Origin of the sequence: Bifidobacterium sp. ESL0764 (assembly GCF_029395515.1) — a bacterium.
In the GTDB taxonomy this organism is placed as follows: domain Bacteria; phylum Actinomycetota; class Actinomycetes; order Actinomycetales; family Bifidobacteriaceae; genus Bifidobacterium.
The window spans coordinates 1,161,432-1,179,852 of sequence record NZ_CP113919.1; the positions used below are offsets into that span (position 1 = coordinate 1,161,432).

The window sequence follows — 18,421 nt, forward strand, 5'->3', positions numbered from 1 at the left end:
TTCCGGATTGTCGCGCAAGCCTACTTATCCTGCTGGATGTTGTTTTCAAGAGTCAATTCACGATGGGCCCGGGCGACGATCATCGTCAACAGCGGCTCCGGCGCGACGGCGATGATATGGCGGGCGTGCGCGATGGCGAAAGCGACGAACCACGAATCCGAGGAAACTGTGAGATGGACTTTCTCCCCTTCGCCGCACGGTTCGACAGTGGCTCCGGGCAGTGTTTTGATGAACGGCAGATCCGGTTTATCGGTGATGAACACGGTCGAAGTGCCGTTGTCGAAGCTCCACTTGCGCAGTTCGGCGACTGGGACGTCGGGAATATCAAGTTGGCTTGTCGGCTCGACAAGGTCCGCCTTCTCGATGCGAGAAAGGCGCAATACCTGCCAAATACGTGGCTGGCCGGTGGCCTTGTTGATGGTCGTGTCTTTGGAGACAAACTTCTTCTCGTCTTTGGGCGCAGCCTTGGCCACGTCGGTCCAAACGGCGACATAGTAGACGCCTTCATCCACGAAGATCTTGGAGGGCGCGACGAGCTTGCGGCGGGTACGGCCGGTACCGTCGGTGTATTCCATATCCAGCAGCGAATCGGTGGAAATCGCACGCTTGACCACGCTGAAACTGCGAGGCTCGACTTCATAGCCGGTCAGCGAAAGCCAGGGCGTCTCCCCCGGCTTGACATGCTGGCGAAGACGGACGTACAACGATTCCGCCTGTTCGCGCTGGGCAGTGGGAAGCAAGGAGGAGTGCGCGAGGTAGCTGACGGAGGCCGTCAGCATGCTCAGATACTGTTGCGAAATACCGGCCAGACGCTCAAGGCCGAGCGAATTGGTGGCCGAGACGATGCCGTCGGCGTCCAGCAGCGACCAATCGATATCGAAGAACTGACTGCCTGCCATCTCGCCGTCATCGGAAACAGTGGTAAGCGTGTTGATGTCTTTGCGGATGACGGCAACGCCCTTTTTCTTCTCGTCCTCTGTTTTCGGCTCTCCGATGAAACGTGCCGCAAGCTCCTCCAGGGAATATTCCTCACCCAAATGCGCAGAGAGGAACAGCATCAGGCGCAGCCGGCGATCCACCTCGCTGCCGGTCTGGAAGGAGGAATTGCGCTTCGAGTGCGATTTTCCGTTTTCGGGATCGACATCACTGTTCGCCGTGGTCTTGCTGATGGACGGAGTGACGATGGTCTCCCCCATCTCGCCCTGGCTTTCGTCGGCCAACGTGAAATTGACCGCGGCATTGAGCCTGCGGTTCCAGGCATCCACCGCTTCCTGAGGAGAGACGACCGAAGAGCCCGGGTGTTCAAGCATGAACATGGCCAGATCGTCGGAATCCGTGTAGGCGACGTTCATATGCCCGCCGTCCACATCGATGGTCGCGGCGAAACGTCGTTGATCGACCACCTTCATCAGATTGTCAGGAATCGGCTGGGTGCCAAGTCCTGGGGCAATCGAGTCAAGCCCGAGTCCCGGAGTCGGAGTCTGCGGCACACGCGGTGCGGTGCGTGAAGTGTGCTGTTGTTCCTCGTGTTTCGCCGACGACGAAGAAATCGACATCGAACGTGCCAGATAGTTCGCTGCGGCGAGCACGGGTAGGTCTTCCTGCTTGAAGCGCAGACGTACCCTCGGCTCATCCCCCAATTGCAGACGATAGGACGCGAAATCCTGCCCTTCGGATTTCGATGAGTATTCGGGTTGGCGGGACTCGATGGCGATGCCCATGGCCGCCAACTTGGCACGATCGCGCTGGAATTGCTTGGCGAACGCGGCCTTCGCAGCCTGATCGGCCAGCTCTCCATACGAATCGGCATAGGCCTTGACGCGTTGTGCTATCTGCCTTGAAGTCAACCATTGTGGGAACGCAGATGATAGAACGGCGAGCACATCCAGTTCGTGCTTGCCCCACTTGTCGGAAAAACGTCGCCTTCCGTTGCTTCCTTCTGCCATTAGTCCTCACGTATCGTTAATGTTCAAGTACAAGTGTGCGACTTGTGACGCACGCCCTTATCTATATTAGATGCTTTTTCCGGTAAATCGCGTAATTTCGCAAATTTAATTCTTTTTATCACGTTTTTACGCTTATTATGCGCATTTCACGGCCATTCAACCGGTTCATGGACACCATTTATTTTATTTTCAACTTAATTACATCAAACTTCGATAATCAATGACCGGAAAATGGCAACGCACAATTCCAACGTTGCGATGTTCGATTAAAGCCACCAATCACCAAAGCCATTCGTCCGGTTCGATTCCCTGCGGTCCCACAAATTCCCCGTTAGGCACATAGCTGGGTTTACCCTGATCCTTCAGAACGGCATCGCCGTAAAAGACGATATCGTGGCCAAAGGTCCAGTCGCCGTCGATGGTCACGGAATTGGCGGCCGCCAGCGATGGTATCGCGTACGGGAAACGGTCGTTGAAGTCCTCGATATTGCGGTAATATCTCGGGTCCAGCTTCACCGACGGGAAGAGGTAATTGCCATCCTCCATTTCGTAGGAATCGGTCAGATGGAACCGGTCAGAACGCATGATGAACAAATCGTCGGTGGTTTTGACCGGCAGGAAGCGCATGCGATCGACCTGCACGCAAATCGCGCCGTCGAAAAGCCCGATGGCCGCACCCATGGCGGTTTCCAGCTGCACCACTTTTGCGGTAGCCGGATCGGTGGGGTCCACGGTCTTGTAATTGCGGATAATCGGCAGAGGCAATACCCCGTCGTATTGTTCCAGCATGGCCTTCAGCGCGTCGATGCGCACCCAGATGCTGTTCGTGTTGAAATAAGGGTGGCGTTCGATGTCTTGTGCGGCCTCCTTATCGTCGGGATTGACCTGGGTCATTTCGCGCAAGACGAGACGTCCTGTCTTCTTGTCACGCACGAAGTGTCCGCCCTTGCGATCCGCATAGGTGCGGTTGGCCACCTCGACCATAAAGGGCGCCCCGGTGTTCTCGAAATACTGGGCCAGCGTACGTGAAGGACGTGCGCCCAGATTATCGGAATTGGATATGAACAGATATTCAAAGCCTTTTTCGGCCAGGATGTCCAGAAGACCGGATTCCCAGATGGTGGAGAACAGATCGCCGTGGCCGGGCGGGCACCATTCCAATTCCGGATTATCCGGAAATTCGACGGGTTTGCCGGTTTCGAGATCGATTTTGGGTTCCTGATGCTGCACGATCTCCAGAGGAACGTCTTCCTGATGGAAGTTCTTGCTTTGCGTCAGTGCCTCGATGGTGTCCTTGGAGGTACGGAACGAATTCATCATGGTCAAAGGAAGCGGCACGTTGAGGCGCTCGCGAGCCGTGACGACCTGACCCAGAATAATGTCGATGAAACGCATCGGCCTAGCCTTGTGACGGCGGACAGGAAGCAACGATTTCGCCTTGTCGAGCCCCATTGAGGTGCCGAGACCGCCGTTGAGCTTAAGGAACGCGGTCTTGGCGAACGCATGGACCGCCTGATCGTGGTCGATGGTCTTGTACACATCATGGAAGCTCGGCACATCCTGCAAGGGCTCCACATCGTCCTCGCGAATCCAGCTGCTGGCATCATTGTGCTGCCATTCCTCGTAGAGCCTTTTGAATTGTGCAACGGCCACATCGCTCATATGTGCTTCACGCATCTTTTGCGCCGAAGCGTCGAAAGCGTCCTGCAAACCACACCTCTTTCGTAGTCGAGTTTCCTTTTCTCTTCATCGGCAAAGCTCGGGGCCAGAACCGATAAGCATAATTGTTAACTCTACTATCTTTTCTGAAAGCTTGCTGGAAAGATGCAATAGGGTGGTGTCGAAATGAATCGACACCACCCTAAGTGACCGAATTAATCCGTAGCAGATAAGCTACTTGCGATCGAGGCCAGAATTGACCTGTTCGATCGCCTTGAGAGCGCCGTTTACATCCGTCTTTCCGGTGTAGACGTTCTGCATCTGCACGCCGATTTCGTCGTTGAGCTCCTGATAGCCCAACTTGCGATCCAGCTTGGATGCAGACTGACCCTTGGTGACCAGATCGATGCTCGTCTTGGCGGTCTCGGAGGTGTTGGAAGGCAGCGAAACCTTGACATCCTTATCGACAGGAGCGCCCTGAAGCGTATTGACCCACTGCTGCTGGCCTTCGCCCGTAGTCATGAACTGCACAAATTTCATGGCGGCTTCCTTCTTCTTGCTCTCCTTGTTGACGCAGAGCGCGAAATCAACGCCCGTGGTCGGACCGGAATCCTTATCGCCGACCTTCGGAAACTCCATCATGCCAAGATCGTCCTTCTCGACCTTGGTGCCTTTGGTCTCGTCGTTGGGCAGCACTGCGGAGACGTGCCATGAACCTGTCGGCAGGAAAGCGGTCTTCCTGGCATAGAAGTAATTGTCACGAGCATCCGGATAAGTGCTCGTACCGACAGCGCCTTCCTGGAAGATGCCGTCATCCACCATCTTCTTCCAAGCTTTCATGGTCTTGACGAAGGTTTCATCAGTGAACTTTGCCTTGCCTTCGGCAGCCTTGTAGACATCGCCCTCACCGTATTGATTCGAAATCCACACGAACAGATCATCGAGATGCCATCCGTCCTTGGCGCCCAGAGCCATGGGAATCAGCCCCTTGGCCTTGAGCTCCTGGGTGTCCTTGACCAGTTCGTTATAGTCCTTGGGCAATTCGTTGATTCCGTTCTCATTCAGCAGGGTCTTGTTGTAAAGGATGTATTCCGAACCCGATGTGATGGTCGGCATGCCAACCAGCTTGTCGTTCTTGTCGGTGACCTGTTTGGACGCCGCGTTTGAAACCTTGTCTTTCCAGCCGGGCATGTCCTTGGCTGCCAGCTTGCCCATGTCATCGGCGAAGCGCGAATACTCGTCGACCATCGATCCTGTCTGAATGCCGAAGACATCCGGGCCTTCGTCACCGGCCATAGAGGTCTGCAGCTTCTTCTGATAATCGGTCATCTCAGAAGTCCGCCACCACTTGATCTTGATGTTCGGATATTTCTTCTCAAAAGCGGAATACATACCCTTCCACTGCGCATCCGTGGGCTGCCATGTCCAGAAGGTCAAGGTTACCGGATTGTCCTTGGTTCCGACACCCGCGTCTTTGCCGCTGTTATCAGAACCTCCACAACCTGCGAACAGGCCGACAGACATAGCGATAGCTCCGGCTGCGGCTACCAACTTTTTTACATTGCGAATCATGAGATTCTCCTTTGAACTCGTTGCTTTTTCTCGTTGTCAATTACTCTCAGGCCTAGCTGCATCATGAGTGTGCCGCCCGATTCAATTACCGTTTGCCCCCTCCCCGTCTCCGTTTTGATTTCCTATGGAAGTGCGTTCATAACCAATCAGAGATGAACGAACAAGACTGCAAGCTACGCAAGGCGACGAGCCTTCGAGCAATGCAACACTCCAAGTCGCACCTCGCGTATGAATTTTGAGCTTTCCGTCGATTTGTTCAAGCCTGACAGTCACCAAGGCCTGCCCTGCGGGGTTCCTTATCTTTCGGGTTCTATAAGAACGTATGGAACCTCTGCAGGTATCAGGTGATACCAGACTTCCGTTATCTTCCAAACGAGTGTCTTCACCATCGACGATGAAACGATTATTCGCCAGATTAATCTCGACTTTCCCTCCTTCGCGGTCCAAGGCAAAATCAAGAACCAAACGATAACCTTCCAACGGACGAGCCAGTGAGAATCCGGCATACTGAGAACCCGCAGGACGTAAGGCGTCGTTGACGGCAACCGTATTCTTCGCAGTGATTTCGGATGCAATATCCTGCATGCGTTCGCCCCAAAGATTGACATGATCGGTGGCACGAAATGCTGAGAACTCCGTGTCAGTACCATTGCTGAACAGGCCGACACGGCCAGGTTTGTCATTGATCAGGACGACGACGGGCCTCAAGTCGTCTATCCTGACGATCAGATGGGAGTAGACGCGTTCGACAGAAAGCTTGTGCCATTGCGACCAATCGACGTCAGCCTTCTCATCAGTCTCGACGTTCGTTGTCGTCACAATCTTATTGGCAATGTCTTCAACCGCAAATCCTCCGTCAGGCCTCACGGCAATCAAGGTCTTATCGGCTTCGTCGTGATAGCGGGCGACGAAACCGGCATCCATGCCGAAGGCATTACGTCTTGCCTTTATCCAGACCGTCGCGATATAGGTGTCGAATTCCTGCGTTGAATTATTCAGAGCGAGTATGGAATCCTCTTGTGCGACAATCAGTCTGCCTCCCAGCTTGTCTGACTTCATAGCGGGGTTGCCCCTGACGATGACAGGCCGTTCGCCTGATCCCTCTTTGAAATTCCATGTAACGTCAGCAACCTCCGGCTTAGGTTGAGGCTGACGCGTAGGACCAGCGGTATCCAATCCGTCTGAGTCATAGTAGAGCTGGTCTATGCACATCAGACGTTGTTCCTGATTCACCAGTAGTTCCTGCTCGACCGGCCTGCCGTGGTAGACAAGCCAATCATCGACATTGTTCGGCGCTTTGATAATGCTGTTGTGGCCGGTCCCCTCCAGATTGTCTGTGCGAATCAACAGGGGCGCAAAACGTCCGTTGTCGGTATGTTTGTGCCAATCGAGCGTTTCGATACCCGCGCCGTCTTTCCTGCCGTCGTGGTCCACAGGCAGAAAAGCCTCGCTATAACCTACGAAATAATTTTCGTGCTGATAAGAATTCGCAGAATAGGTGATGAATGCTTTGTCCCGATACGAAAAGTAGGTAGCGCCCTCAACGGTATGCCAATCTCGCCCGTCTCCGAAACGATTCTTCTCGAAAATCTCCTCGTCCAATGTCGGCGCAATCAGTGTTTTCGGATGACCTGCACGCCTCAATGGCGTTTCCATACGGTCTACCATCACCGAAGTTCCTGGACGCACAGCGTCCATGCCCATAGTCTGATTATCGGCGTACAGAAGATACAGTTCACCATCTTCACCACGCACGACCTGTGAGTCGATGGCGAACGTGTCGAACAGCTCGTTTTGTTTCTCGAACGGTCCGAGCGGATCTGCACTTACCGCCACGAACATGATTTCCGTGTGAGTGTCTTCTTCCGCCTCAGGCATGTTCGAAACGTACATATAGAACAGCCCGTTGAGATAAATCACCGATGGAGCCCAGTAGTTCTTTTTCCCACTTTCCTGATACGCGAATCCGCAATGATGCCATTGCGCCAAATCGTCGGAAACGGATACCTGGACACCACTTTCGTCGGTCGCATAGCAGTAATAGCATCCCCGGAATTCAAGAACAAACGGGTCGGGGGCGGTAAAAGAACCACCTACTTCTTGATTGTCATAGCTTACCGGATTGGTATAGGTATCGTTTGTTCTTTTGCCTGAGATCGAGGTGCACTTTGACTTATCGGTAATACACATTCTGCTGCAAACCCTCAGTTCTTCACCGCACCGGACGTAATACCCGCCTGGAGCCAGCGCTGACTAATCAGATAGACGATGATCGAAGGAATAGTCATCAGGATCAGTGCCGCATATTCCTGGGCGACCATTTCGGGTGTCTGGCTTCTTGTCTCCATGAAGTAGGTCGAGGCAAGAGTGACAGTGTATTTGCTTTCATCACGAATCAGCAGCAACGGAATGAGGTATTCGTTCCACGAGTAGACGAAGGTCAGCACACCGGTTGTTGCGATCATCGGGGTGCTCAACGGGATGAGAATGCGCCAGTAGATGCGCAGCGCACCGCATCCGTCGACTCGTGCAGCCTCGATGATTTCGTCTGGAATACCATCAAAATAGTTTCTCCACAGCAACAGCATCTGCAATGCGTTGAACGCGACCAAGGGAATGATGACACCAAGATAGGTATTGGTCAGATGAAGGCTTTTGATGGTGAAGAACAGCGGCATCGTAACCGACGCGACAGGTACAGCCATGCAAGCGAGCAGTAGGAAATAAATCAGCTTCGACCCCGCAAATTTCATCTTCGAGAATGCATAGCCCGCCAACGAAGTGATCAGCACGACGATGATGGTGGTCACGCCCGCGATCAAGAAGCTGTTGATGACCACTCGGAAGTAGGATACCTCTTTGTTATTGAGTACGGAAATGTAGCTGTTCCAACCGTTGAATTGCAACGATTTCGATATTGCCGTCCAAATCGGGAAGATCCAGATAAGGAGGAAGAAAATCAGCGCGATATACATAATCGCGGCGGTACTCTTTTTCAATTTCATGATTGCTCCTGATCTCTCTATCGATCTTTGCGAGACGAAAATGCCATTTGGATAATGGAAAGGACGACGGCGATGATCAACACCATCACGCCGATGGCCGCCGAAAGCCCGCCGTTGAACTGCTGGATGCCGACTTTGTACAGATACGTGTTGAGGAATTCCGTGGAACGGCCCGGGCCGCCGCCTGTGGTCTGGATGACGATATCGAAGGTCTTCAGCGAACCGATGATACCGAGCACGATCAGCGTATTGGTGGTCCCCGAAAGCATAGGAATGGTCACGCGGAACAGTGTGTTCCAGAAACCGCATCCGTCGAGTTTGGCCGCTTCATAGATGTCGTTGGGAATGGACATCAGCCCGGCATAGTAAATGATCATCGAGAAGCCCATCCATTCGAAGATATTGATGGCACAAATCGAGTACAAGGCGATGGTCGGGTTGCCGAGCCATTGCTGGGCAAGGAAATCAAGGTGCAGGAATCTCAGGGTCTCGTTGATTGCGCCGACATTCGGGTCCATGATGATGCGGAAAATCGCCGCGATGATGACCGGGGCCATGGCGATAGGCATGAAGAACACGGCTTTGAAGAAGTTGGATCCAGGAAGACGTTCCTTGAGGATGACCGCTATCACAAGCCCCAGTCCGGCCTGCACGAGTACGGTGACGACCAGAAAAATCAGATTGTTTTTCAGCGCCGTCCAGAAAATTGCGCCTGGCGCAAGGAGCTTGGCATAGTTCTTCAACCCGATGAAGTTCATTTCATGGCTCAGCCCGTCCCAGTCCGTGAATGAGGTGCCGACGGTGAAGCCAATGCAATAGTAAATGAAAAACCCGGAGAGCACCACCAAAGGCAGAATGAACAAATATGGCCGCGCTTTGGCCATGACCGAGCTCAGTGACAGCTTTCTACCAGCTCTGTTCGTTCGTTCGCTTGCCGAAGACCTCGGCTTCACGACACGAGAATCCGACTTACTGATCTGAACCAATTCGAACTCCTTCGTTACGCTTCTTTGGAAAGCCATGCCTCACTTGAATCCGTTTGCCAAGATTCCATGGCTTCTTTCTGCGTGCTTGTTGAGATCGGCCTTCTCAAGCAAATCTCTGGAACGTTTCAGAAAATTCTTTACATAATTTATAACGTTTCAGAAAAGTATGCAAATCTTTTTGGGCGTGTCGTAGCCATTACGAAAATCGTATCAACAATTTAATCAGCCGGTGATGAATCCCTGCATATCAGATGAGAGGGCACAATAAGCTGCGTCTCGGATTTGGGAGCATTGCCACGCGCCTGCTCAGAAATGATGCTCACCGCGTGTTCCGCGATACTCGACCTGTCGGGATCAACAGTAGTCAATGCCGGAACCGCATATTGGGCCTCGTCGATATTATCGAAGCCAACGACTCTGACATCATTCGGAACATTAATTCTCATCTCACGCAACTCGCTGACCACACCGAGAGCAAGCAAATCGTTCAAAGCAAATATCCCATCAGGCCGAATTCCCTCGTCATACATCTGCCTGACAGCAAGAGCTCCATTGCTGCTGGTCCATTCCCCAGTGGCCCTGACCAGCCTTGGGTCGAACGCCTCCCCCGAATCCCTCATCATGGTGAGGTACCCATGTGTTCTCAGCGATCGCGACGAAAGATCCATATGGTCAAGGGTGCCTCCGACTACAGCAATATTCTTGCATCCTGAATCAATAAGATGTTTGGTCGCACTTCTCGCTGCATTCTCATTGTCAATCATGATATGAGGAACGGTTTTGAGAAACAGACGTTCCCCCAGCAGCACCAAGGGAAAATCGCCTTCGAGGTCGGCGGCATCTTCAATACTCATTTTTACCGGGCTCAGAATGAGTCCGTCTGTCATATGCCTTGCCATTTCATGCACGCTTGCGATCTCGCGTTCACGGTTATTGCCGGTCGACTCAACAATGACACCATAGCCGTGTTTGCGTGCGGCCTTGATGATTTCCTCTGCGAGCTCTGCGAAGTATATCTGATTGAGATCAGGAATGGATAACGTGATAAGACCGGTTCTGCCTGAACGCAGGTTTCTTGCCGGAGCGTTGACCACATAGCCCAGGTCATCAATGGCCTTGCGAATCTTATCCTTCATTTTGCCGCTCATATGGGGATAATCATTGAGATAGTTGGACACCGAAGCGACTGATACACCCGCAAGCCTGGCGACGTCAGGTAGAGTGACTTTCTTTTTCCTGCTATCCGCCGTCATCTTATGCTCTCTTGTCTATTTTTGTAACGATATAATAATCGTATTATATCGTAACTGTCCCCAAACAAGACAACAAGTGAACAATCGAAGAAAAATCAGGGAAAATCAATGCTCAAATCTCTTGAATCGTTTCATAACCAGATCGACAAAACACTATCGGCATAACACTTGACGATTCCCCGGTTTCCTGTTGGGTCGGCAGAATTTGAGCTTGCACTTCTTACTGGATTGACGATTGCAAAGGTTGGTAGCGGAAAGGGCGAAAACACTGTTGAACGGCTACACTGTTCAACAAAAATCAGAACCATAGATACTGATAGATAATGGCTCAATCCGAATTCGTGAATCATGTACCGACATACGAACCCCCGAGAAACCAGTCCAACCGAAAAAGGCTGGTATGATGCCTTTATCGGACAACGCTAAGATGAAAAGGCCATTTCAGACCATTGATGTATCCAATCAGAGTAAGAGATTCGCGATGAACATGTTGGAGAAACCCCGGCTGCATATTGAGAATTCGAAGTCTGAAAAGCATGCCTGCGGCAAGCTGCTGATGGCATGTATGCCGTATCAGGGGCATATCAACCCGACGCTGGGTACGGTTCGCGCGCTGGTCGCCGACGGCTGGAGCGTCACCTATGTCTGCGACCCGCGCTGGGAGCGGCAGGTTTGTCAGTCCGAGGCGACGTTCGTGCCTTACGACGGCTATTCCGCCAATCCCGGCAAGTTCGAGCGTACGATTCAGGCGCCCGAAAAAGCCGACAACACGGTGTTGCGTCTGGGGCGCGAGTCACGTTTCGACGCGTTCCTGTATGAGGGACTGCTGGTTTCGGGCAAGGCGTTGGCGGATACGTTAGGGCTTCCTTCGATTCGCCTGTATTCGACGTTCTGCTACAACCGCGACATCCTCGACCGGCTGGCCGGCGCCAGCAGAGGATTCCATCTGACATCGGTGCTGCGCAGCAAGAGATTCCTGCGCCTAATGTCGTCGAGCACACGTCGCAGGGGGCTGATGGAAACCGAGGATTTCATCAGCGAGATGGTCGATAACCCGCCGACGCTCACCTATACCTACACGTCGCGTTCGTTCCAAATCGACGGCGATGCCTTCCCGCAGGAACGCTACCGGTTCATCGGCCCGTCGCTGGACGGCAAAGAAGATCAGAAGCCGAGCGACGACTTGGCCGAGGTTTTTGCGCACAATTCCGGCAAGCCGATCATCTATGCCTCGCTCGGCACCATTTTCAATACGTTCCTGCCGTTCTACCGTGCCGTGGTCGGCGCCTTCGCCGGCAAAGACGTCACGGTCATCCTCTCGGTCGGCCATCATTTCGAGCGCGAGAAATTAGGTGACGTTCCGGGCAATATTCATATCTACGAATCGGTGGACCAGCTTTCCATACTGCGTCGCGCCTCGGCGTTCCTGACCCACGGAGGCATGAACAGCGTCAACGAGGCGATGTATTACGGCGTTCCACTGGTGGCGGTGCCGATGGCGGACGACCAGCCGACGGTCGCTGCTCGAATCGAGGAGCTGGGCTTAGGTGTCAGGCTTGACAAACGTTCAGTTTCCGGGCAATCGCTGTTTAAGGCCACGACGAAGGTCATGACCGACAAAACGATCGCCGCTCGCATCAAGGTGATGAGCCGCGACATGCATGAGGCCGGCGGCAACGCGAGAATCGTCAAGGACCTCGACCAGCTGCTGGCTCGGTAATTTGAGCTCTGTCACACAATTCGGCGACGTCCATCGTTTCTGAATCGTATATGAAACCGAAAATCTGAAATTCCTAAGCTGTCATAAGCTAAAGCGGGCAGGCACCATTGCCGAACCTTTGACAGAGTGTTTTGATGGATTAAAAATCACAAGCTGTCATCATTCTGCCGGTACAGTGCCTGCCGAGGCCACAATATTTTTAGCTCAGCCTTGCCGCCACACCTGCTTGGCGCGGTTGAAGGCGGACCAGGCCTTGGGCCAGCCGACGTAGAAGGCGAGATGCGTGATTTCGGCGGCGATCTCGTCGGCGGTGATGCCGTTGGCCTTGCCCATGTTCAGATGCGCATCGAGCTGCTCGGTCGCACCCATCGCGATGATCGCCGCGATGGTGATCATCGAACGGTCGTGCGCCGAAAGGCTCTGCTCGTCGGCCCACACCTCGCCGAAGAGCACATCATCGTTGAAATGCGCGAATTGCGGGGCGAAATCGCCCAACCGGTCGTGCCCCGCCGTCTGCTTGATTGCCATTTTCAAATCCTCTTCTGTTGATTATTGTCATGCATACAACGCAAATCCTTACTGTATTGACTTCAAGCGCTCGAAGTCAATACGATGAGAGGCATGAACGAGACTTGGCATTCCATCGGCGAGGCGGCGCTCTATTGCGGCCTGCCCGAAAGCACATTGCGCTACTACGAGGACGTCGGCATCATCAGCCGCATTGCGCGCGACCCCGACACCGGCCACCGCGCCTACAGCGACGACGATCTGCAGGCGCTGCTCATCATCTCCTGCCTGTCGGCGACCGGCATGCCGCTGGCGAAGATGAAGGAGTACATGGCCAACCGAAAGCGCGGGCAGGAAGGTGCGTCGACCGAAATCGAGCTGCTGCGCGACCAGAAACGCCGGCTTACCGAAGAACGCAGATTCCTGAAGGCCCGCGAGGAATACGTCACGCTGAAAATCAACTACTGGCAGGCCGTCGCGGCCGGCGACGAGGCGGAAGCCTCAAGGCTCGGAGCGGTGGCCGAGCAAAAGGTCAAGACGCTCAGCCACTGGAAATCGGCGAAATAAGCCAAGCTCGACGACTTTGACCAAAGCGACATTGAATATCAACAATATAGTAAAGAAGAACGTTATGGAATACATCGATCTAGGAACTTCAGGAATAAAAATCTCCCCGATGTTCATCGGAGGCATGTCCTTCGGCGAACCCGATCCGGCCCAGCACGTCTGGACGCTCGACCAAGAGCAAACGCAGGCGGTCATCGCCCGCGCCCTCGAGCTCGGCGTCAACGCCATCGACACGGCCAACTGCTACGCGCGCGGCACCAGCGAGGAATATATCGGCCAGGCGCTTCGGAATCTCAACGTGCCTCGCGAGAAAGTCGTTCTGGCCAGCAAGGTGTATTTCAACGAAGGGCACTCCTCCGCCGCAGCGATCAAACGCGAGGTCGAAGGCAGCCTGAAACGCCTTGGCACCGACTATCTCGATCTCTACATCCTGCACCGCTTCGACTACGGCACGCCCATCGAGGAAACCATGGAGGCGCTCGACGGCCTCGTACGCGAAGGCAAGGTGCGCGCGCTCGGCGCCAGCGAGATGTATGGCTACCAGTTCCACAACCTTGAAGCCGCGGCCGAGCGCAATGGTTGGACGAAACTTTCCACGGTGCAATGCCATTACAACCTCATCTACCGCGAAGACGAGCGCGAGCTCATTCCCGTCGCCCGGCAATACGGAGCCATCCCGACCGCTTACAGCCCGCTGGCCTCCGGCCACCTCGCGCGCAAGACCTGGGACTCGGATTCCTTGCGCGGCAGAACCGACAGAGTCGAACACAGCAAATACGACCACGATCGCGCAGCCGACCAGCCGATCATCGACCGTGTCGCCGAGCTCGCGGACCGTCACGGCGTGAGCATGGCCCAGATCGCTCTGGCCTGGCAGTGGGTTCACGGCCCGGCGGCACCAATCGTCGGCTGCAACTCCCCCGAACGCGTCGACCAGGCCGTCGCCGCCCTCGACGTCAAATTGAGCGAGCACGACATCGCCTACCTCGAGGAGCCATACAACGCCCACGAGCTGGTCGGCCCGCTCGCCCGCCCCGGTGAAAAGCCACTCGCCGGCACCACCACGCCGCCATTGGCGAAGTAGACAACAAGAAGGAGATTCTGTGCGGCCTGAGCGGCCGAGAATCTCCACCAAGCATCAGGTCCGTCTCTGACACGGAAACAATGGCGTTCCAATGTCAGATCCAGACCGTTTTAGCGCTTAATGCTACTTATCATGATGCCGCTGCTCGAGTTCCTTTCGTTTTGCGTCCTCCCGCTCGGCATGCTCTTTGCGCCTTTCCTCGCGCTCACGCTGCAGCCTGGCGTGGGCGTCGCTGACGCTCTCCCCTTCCTCGGTGAGATATTGGTCGACGAAACCGTCCGCGATGCGCTGGCGAACCCCGGTCACCGTATCGCTCATTTTGCGAAAGCCGGAATGCGCCGCCTCCGCGATCTTCTTGTTCGCCTTCACCAGTTTCGACTTGGCCATGATCATCCTTCCCACCGAGCAAACAATACCCGACACCTGTTGGGTTAATATGGAGCCAGCATAACGAGCGGGAACACGACCGACAACCGACAGTTTCGTCAAAACCGTCGGAGTAATGGGGAGGAAAGCTTGAACACCAAGGGAAACAAGCGGAAACAGGAATCGCAGGAAAAAATAGAAAACGCCTTCATCGCCTTGCTGCGAGACAAAACCGCGGATGAAATCTCCGTCACCGAAATCTGCAAGAAGGCCAGCGTGAACAGAAGCACCTTCTACGCGAGCTACATGGACATCAGGGATCTCATGGACGCGATCGGGGAACGGATGCTCGGCGCCTTGCACAGCATCTACGCCGACGAGGAGACCCGCGGATACAACTCGAACGATTTCTCCAAACTTTTCGCGCATATCAAGGACCATCAGGACTTCTACCGAGCCTATTTCAAGATGGGACTCGACCTAAGACTCCAGCCTAATCGATACGACACACATCTCGCCAAGAAATACTACCCTTCCGGCGACATCGACTACCACAGAGCCTTCTTCAGGGCCGGCATCACCGCGATCATCAAGAAGTGGCTCGACGATGACTGCGACCTGAGCCCCGAACAGCTCTTCGACATCCTCAAGGACGAATACCGCAATAAATCTTGAAGAGACACGGATAGCAACACAGAAAATTTGTACGCAAGGCGCGCCGGTCTTGGTCAAGGCGGGTCAATGGCAACTACCACGGAGCAACCGAATCGCCACTCGCGAAATCTTCGTTTACCACGCTACCAACCATGTTTATTGAGCTGCCGACCATTAGCCGAGCTTGCCCGTGCGCTTGGCCACCTGGGACATGAGTGTAACGGCCAAACGTTTCGGGTCGGCCGGAGAATCGGCATCAAGACTGTCGGCGAGCACATTCCACAGTCCGCCGACGACGAACAGGTCAGCCAACCGCTCATCGCCCAGCTCAGGACCGTGCCAGGGAAGGTTCAGCTGCGGGAAACGCTCGGTGAACACCTCGTTTTGAATCGGCAGCGCCAAATCAAGCAACCCATTGTCCCGCAAGAGCCGCAGACGGGGCCTGCTGGCCTGAAAATACACGAAATAATGTCGGATGCCTTCGGCAAACGACATGTCGCCCATTTGCTCGTCCTCGTCGACCAACCCGGACATCAGACCCTCAAGGTAGCGACGCGCCACATCCGTTTTGCCAGTAAAGTGCCGGTAGAACGTCTTGCGCGAGATTCCCGCCGCGGCCGCGATTTCGGAGACGGTCAAGAACGCAAAGGGATTCGCCTTCAGCTTGGCGAACAGCGCGTCGATGACCCGATCCTCGACCTGATTTTCTTTATCAGTCATATAAACCTCGATATCCTCGCCACCGCAAGGTGACAATTCGCATGAATCTGTGTCACCCGGTGGACTTCCACGCCTAGAACGTCCTACCTTCATAGGGTAACAAATGTCACCCTGATAGAAAACCGCAGTTCGTGGAACCATCACGTGTGACGGAAAGGTCGATACATGTCAATATTCCTGAGTTTTTGGATTCTGCCCATCGTCTTCATCCTCCACGACTTCGAAGAGATGATCATGGTACCCGCGTGGAAGCGGCGGGAATCAGGCAGCATGAATCCCATCAAGCGCCGGGCGTTCGGCGCGGTCACCGACGGCCCGGCGCTATGCTCCGGCGTCGCCGAGGAAATGGTGTTGCTCGTCATCGTCTCCATCGCCTGCTCGATCACCGGTGGCACCACGGTGTATCTGGCGAGCTGCGTGGCTTACACATTCCATCTCGTCGTGCACGTCCTCGCCTGCCCGTTGTCGCGAGGCTATGTACCCGGCTCCGTCACCGCCTTGCTCGAGATGCCGTTCATGGTCTGGCTCATCATCGCCTACTGGTGCATCGACCGGTCATCCCTGCTGAGCTATCTGTTCTGGCAAGCCGCCGCACTTGTGGTGTTCGTCGCGAATCTTAAACTCATTCACACGTTCATGCCGAAGATCCAAACCGTGCTGTTGATATACGCAAGACATTAAAGATGGAGTGACCAGACAATGATTCACGGGTTGCACGGACCAGATAATCCGCGCGACCAGTGAACCCTATACTCTCATGAGCACGCAGACCTTACCTGTTACCGGCATCCTGATCCGGCAGGTAGTCGCGTTTCGCAGGGAACAGGAGCGCGAGGAGCAGGCAGAGCGCGAGCACTGGTATCCATATCCGGTAGACGCCGATGTAGGCGCCGGTCATGGCCTGCACGGTATGCGTCGACAGAGCCGTGATGTCGCGCGTGGTCATAGAGACGAAGACGGAGACGCCCAGCACGGAGCCGATCTGGCGGACCACGCTGATTACGCTCTGGGAGGCGGTCAGCAGCTCGCCCTGCAGGCTCGAGGCGGCGAGCACGTTGATCGGGCCGGCGATGATGCCGAAGCCGACACCGAGAACGAGCGCCGCGAGGGCCATGGCCGTCACGCTTGAGGGATCCACGACGGTCAGCAGCACATATGAGGCGAGTACGGCGAACAGTCCGGTCAGAACGAGGAGGCGCGGGCCGAGCTTGCCCACGGCAAGTCCACCGAGGCCGCCGAACGCGAAGACGGTCAGGGACATGGGCAGCAGGATCATCGCCGCGTTCAACTCGCTTTTGCCCTGCACAGCCGTGAAGAAGGTCGGCAGGATGACCAGCACTCCGATGTAGAAGAACTGGGCGACGAGGGCGACCAACGAGGCGGCGCTGAACTGGCGGAACCCGAACAGCCGCAGGTCGACCATCGGTGAGGCCACATGGCGTTCGACAAGCACGAACGGGACCACCGCCACGACACCCGAACCGAGGCACAACCAGACGCGCGGGTCGGCCATCCCCCAGTCCTTGGACTCGATGAGACCGAAGGTGACGGCGAACAGGCCGGCCATGGACACGACGCTGCCCAGCCAGTCGATGTGGGCTTGGATTCGCTTCTCGCCCTTCAGGTCGAGGGCGCAGAGCGAGAGCACAAGCGCGATGACGACGATCGGGACGTTGACCAGGAAGATCCAGTTCCACGAGAGCCGGTCGGTGACGATTCCACCCACGGTCGGACCGAGCGCGGCGGCACCTCCCTGGGTGAGGCCGAGCGCGGCGACGACCTTGACACGGTCCCTGACGTCCCACGCGGAGATGCCGAGCGTGTTGGCGACAGGCAACAGCACCGACGCCCCGAGGCCGGAAACGACACGCCCGGCGATAAGCACACCGAAGCCTGGCGCCAGCCCGGCCACCATGCTTCCCGCGCCGAACAGGAGCAGACCGACGACGAAGAGCCTCCCGCGTCCGTAGATGTCGGCCAGACGGCTCAACGGTATGGTACAGGTGGCCACGATGATGGTGTAGACGTTCAGAGCCCACGAGAGCCGGTCGAGCCCCACGCCCAGCCCGCGCTGCATGGCCGGCAGGGCGATGTTCATGATGGTGGTGTCGAGCATCACCAGCGCGATGCCCAGACACATGGCCACCGTCAGCGCGACCCTTCTGCCACGCGACGGCGCCGCTTGCGTTTCGATGTTTTCCACAATCAACCTCCAAAAGATGAGTATTTGCTCAGTTACTTGAGCGAGAATACACCCGTAAAAAGAACCCGTCAACCTAAATATGAGTTTATACTCATTTTATTTCACGTGCAGACGGCTCTGCGTCAGCCAGATTTCTAAGAGAATCATTCCAATTCCAAAAAATCTGAGCGTATACTCAG

16 protein-coding genes are annotated in these 18,421 nt (G+C 55.0%); 5 read left to right on the forward strand and 11 right to left on the reverse strand.

Translation table 11 applies throughout. The features are described 5' to 3' along the window. Positions 1 to 20 precede the first annotated feature (20 nt). The 7 genes from OZX71_RS04275 to OZX71_RS04305 form a co-directional block, all read right to left on the reverse strand. Positions 21 to 1,946, reverse strand: a complete 1,926-nt coding sequence (locus tag OZX71_RS04275) for a WYL domain-containing protein (protein WP_277146757.1) — start codon at positions 1,944 to 1,946, stop codon at positions 21 to 23. Positions 1,947 to 2,225: 279 nt separating this feature from the next. After that, positions 2,226 to 3,623, reverse strand: coding sequence for a UTP--glucose-1-phosphate uridylyltransferase (locus OZX71_RS04280; RefSeq protein ID WP_277159455.1), 1,398 nt, complete (start codon positions 3,621 to 3,623; stop codon positions 2,226 to 2,228). Positions 3,624 to 3,839: 216 nt separating this feature from the next. Beyond that, entirely contained in the window at positions 3,840 to 5,177 is a 1,338-nt protein-coding gene (locus tag OZX71_RS04285; protein ID WP_277159456.1) for an extracellular solute-binding protein, read from the reverse strand. Between the two features lie 81 nt (positions 5,178 to 5,258). Further along, positions 5,259 to 7,367 carry a glycoside hydrolase family 43 protein gene (locus tag OZX71_RS04290; RefSeq protein ID WP_277159457.1) on the reverse strand — a complete coding sequence of 703 codons (2,109 nt, stop codon included), beginning with the start codon at positions 7,365 to 7,367 and terminating at the stop codon, positions 5,259 to 5,261. A gap of 14 nt (positions 7,368 to 7,381) precedes the next feature. After that, the gene (locus tag OZX71_RS04295) at positions 7,382 to 8,182 is read right to left on the reverse strand and encodes a carbohydrate ABC transporter permease (RefSeq protein WP_277159458.1); all 801 of its coding nucleotides are present in this window, start codon (positions 8,180 to 8,182) and stop codon (positions 7,382 to 7,384) included. 17 nt (positions 8,183 to 8,199) lie between these two features. Then, a complete protein-coding gene (locus OZX71_RS04300; protein ID WP_277159459.1) occupies positions 8,200 to 9,066 on the reverse strand; it encodes a sugar ABC transporter permease in 867 nt (288 codons plus the stop codon). A gap of 320 nt (positions 9,067 to 9,386) precedes the next feature. Continuing rightward, positions 9,387 to 10,421: a LacI family DNA-binding transcriptional regulator gene (locus OZX71_RS04305; RefSeq protein ID WP_277159460.1), complete on the reverse strand. Its 1,035-nt coding sequence runs from the start codon at positions 10,419 to 10,421 to the stop codon at positions 9,387 to 9,389. Positions 10,422 to 10,902: 481 nt separating this feature from the next. Here OZX71_RS04305 and OZX71_RS04310 point away from each other — a divergent pair, with 481 nt between their 5' ends. Further along, on the forward strand, positions 10,903 to 12,141 hold the full coding sequence (locus OZX71_RS04310; protein WP_277159461.1) for a macrolide family glycosyltransferase: 1,239 nt from the start codon (positions 10,903 to 10,905) through the stop codon (positions 12,139 to 12,141). 204 nt (positions 12,142 to 12,345) lie between these two features. Here OZX71_RS04310 and OZX71_RS04315 read toward each other — a convergent pair whose 3' ends face one another. Beyond that, positions 12,346 to 12,669, reverse strand: coding sequence for a carboxymuconolactone decarboxylase family protein (locus OZX71_RS04315; protein ID WP_277159462.1), 324 nt, complete (start codon positions 12,667 to 12,669; stop codon positions 12,346 to 12,348). A gap of 93 nt (positions 12,670 to 12,762) precedes the next feature. Here OZX71_RS04315 and OZX71_RS04320 point away from each other — a divergent pair, with 93 nt between their 5' ends. Then, positions 12,763 to 13,215 (forward strand): MerR family transcriptional regulator, encoded by a 453-nt coding sequence (locus OZX71_RS04320; RefSeq protein WP_277159463.1) that lies wholly within the window; start codon positions 12,763 to 12,765, stop codon positions 13,213 to 13,215. A gap of 64 nt (positions 13,216 to 13,279) precedes the next feature. Then, a complete protein-coding gene (locus tag OZX71_RS04325; protein ID WP_277159464.1) occupies positions 13,280 to 14,299 on the forward strand; it encodes an aldo/keto reductase in 1,020 nt (339 codons plus the stop codon). Between the two features lie 123 nt (positions 14,300 to 14,422). On the opposite strand, the gene OZX71_RS04330 is transcribed toward OZX71_RS04325, so the two are convergent. Beyond that, on the reverse strand, positions 14,423 to 14,686 hold the full coding sequence (locus OZX71_RS04330; RefSeq protein ID WP_277159465.1) for a hypothetical protein: 264 nt from the start codon (positions 14,684 to 14,686) through the stop codon (positions 14,423 to 14,425). A 129-nt stretch (positions 14,687 to 14,815) separates the two neighbouring features. Here OZX71_RS04330 and OZX71_RS04335 point away from each other — a divergent pair, with 129 nt between their 5' ends. Beyond that, positions 14,816 to 15,340 carry a TetR-like C-terminal domain-containing protein gene (locus tag OZX71_RS04335; RefSeq protein WP_277159466.1) on the forward strand — a complete coding sequence of 175 codons (525 nt, stop codon included), beginning with the start codon at positions 14,816 to 14,818 and terminating at the stop codon, positions 15,338 to 15,340. Between the two features lie 153 nt (positions 15,341 to 15,493). Here OZX71_RS04335 and OZX71_RS04340 read toward each other — a convergent pair whose 3' ends face one another. After that, positions 15,494 to 16,039 carry a TetR/AcrR family transcriptional regulator gene (locus OZX71_RS04340; RefSeq protein WP_277159467.1) on the reverse strand — a complete coding sequence of 182 codons (546 nt, stop codon included), beginning with the start codon at positions 16,037 to 16,039 and terminating at the stop codon, positions 15,494 to 15,496. A gap of 165 nt (positions 16,040 to 16,204) precedes the next feature. Between OZX71_RS04340 and OZX71_RS04345 the strand changes: the two genes are divergently transcribed. After that, entirely contained in the window at positions 16,205 to 16,720 is a 516-nt protein-coding gene (locus tag OZX71_RS04345; RefSeq protein WP_277159468.1) for an HXXEE domain-containing protein, read from the forward strand. 91 nt (positions 16,721 to 16,811) lie between these two features. Here the strand turns inward: OZX71_RS04345 and OZX71_RS04350 are convergent, their stop codons facing one another. Continuing rightward, positions 16,812 to 18,242 carry an MFS transporter gene (locus tag OZX71_RS04350; RefSeq protein WP_277159469.1) on the reverse strand — a complete coding sequence of 477 codons (1,431 nt, stop codon included), beginning with the start codon at positions 18,240 to 18,242 and terminating at the stop codon, positions 16,812 to 16,814. Positions 18,243 to 18,421: the final 179 nt, after the last annotated feature.

Bases quoted from the DNA above. Each gene is read 5' to 3' on its own strand.
- OZX71_RS04275 (WP_277146757.1), bottom strand. From the start codon at position 1,946: ATGGCAGAAGGAAGCAACGGAAGGCGACGTTTTTCCGACAAGTGGGGC.
- OZX71_RS04280 (WP_277159455.1), bottom strand. From the start codon at position 3,623: ATGCGTGAAGCACATATGAGCGATGTGGCCGTTGCACAATTCAAAAGG.
- OZX71_RS04285 (WP_277159456.1), bottom strand. From the start codon at position 5,177: ATGATTCGCAATGTAAAAAAGTTGGTAGCCGCAGCCGGAGCTATCGCT.
- OZX71_RS04290 (WP_277159457.1), bottom strand. From the start codon at position 7,367: ATGTGTATTACCGATAAGTCAAAGTGCACCTCGATCTCAGGCAAAAGA.
- OZX71_RS04295 (WP_277159458.1), bottom strand. From the start codon at position 8,182: ATGAAATTGAAAAAGAGTACCGCCGCGATTATGTATATCGCGCTGATT.
- OZX71_RS04300 (WP_277159459.1), bottom strand. From the start codon at position 9,066: ATGGCCAAAGCGCGGCCATATTTGTTCATTCTGCCTTTGGTGGTGCTC.
- OZX71_RS04305 (WP_277159460.1), bottom strand. From the start codon at position 10,421: ATGACGGCGGATAGCAGGAAAAAGAAAGTCACTCTACCTGACGTCGCC.
- OZX71_RS04310 (WP_277159461.1), top strand. From the start codon at position 10,903: ATGAACATGTTGGAGAAACCCCGGCTGCATATTGAGAATTCGAAGTCT.
- OZX71_RS04315 (WP_277159462.1), bottom strand. From the start codon at position 12,669: ATGGCAATCAAGCAGACGGCGGGGCACGACCGGTTGGGCGATTTCGCC.
- OZX71_RS04320 (WP_277159463.1), top strand. From the start codon at position 12,763: ATGAACGAGACTTGGCATTCCATCGGCGAGGCGGCGCTCTATTGCGGC.
- OZX71_RS04325 (WP_277159464.1), top strand. From the start codon at position 13,280: ATGGAATACATCGATCTAGGAACTTCAGGAATAAAAATCTCCCCGATG.
- OZX71_RS04330 (WP_277159465.1), bottom strand. From the start codon at position 14,686: ATGGCCAAGTCGAAACTGGTGAAGGCGAACAAGAAGATCGCGGAGGCG.
- OZX71_RS04340 (WP_277159467.1), bottom strand. From the start codon at position 16,039: ATGACTGATAAAGAAAATCAGGTCGAGGATCGGGTCATCGACGCGCTG.
- OZX71_RS04345 (WP_277159468.1), top strand. From the start codon at position 16,205: ATGTCAATATTCCTGAGTTTTTGGATTCTGCCCATCGTCTTCATCCTC.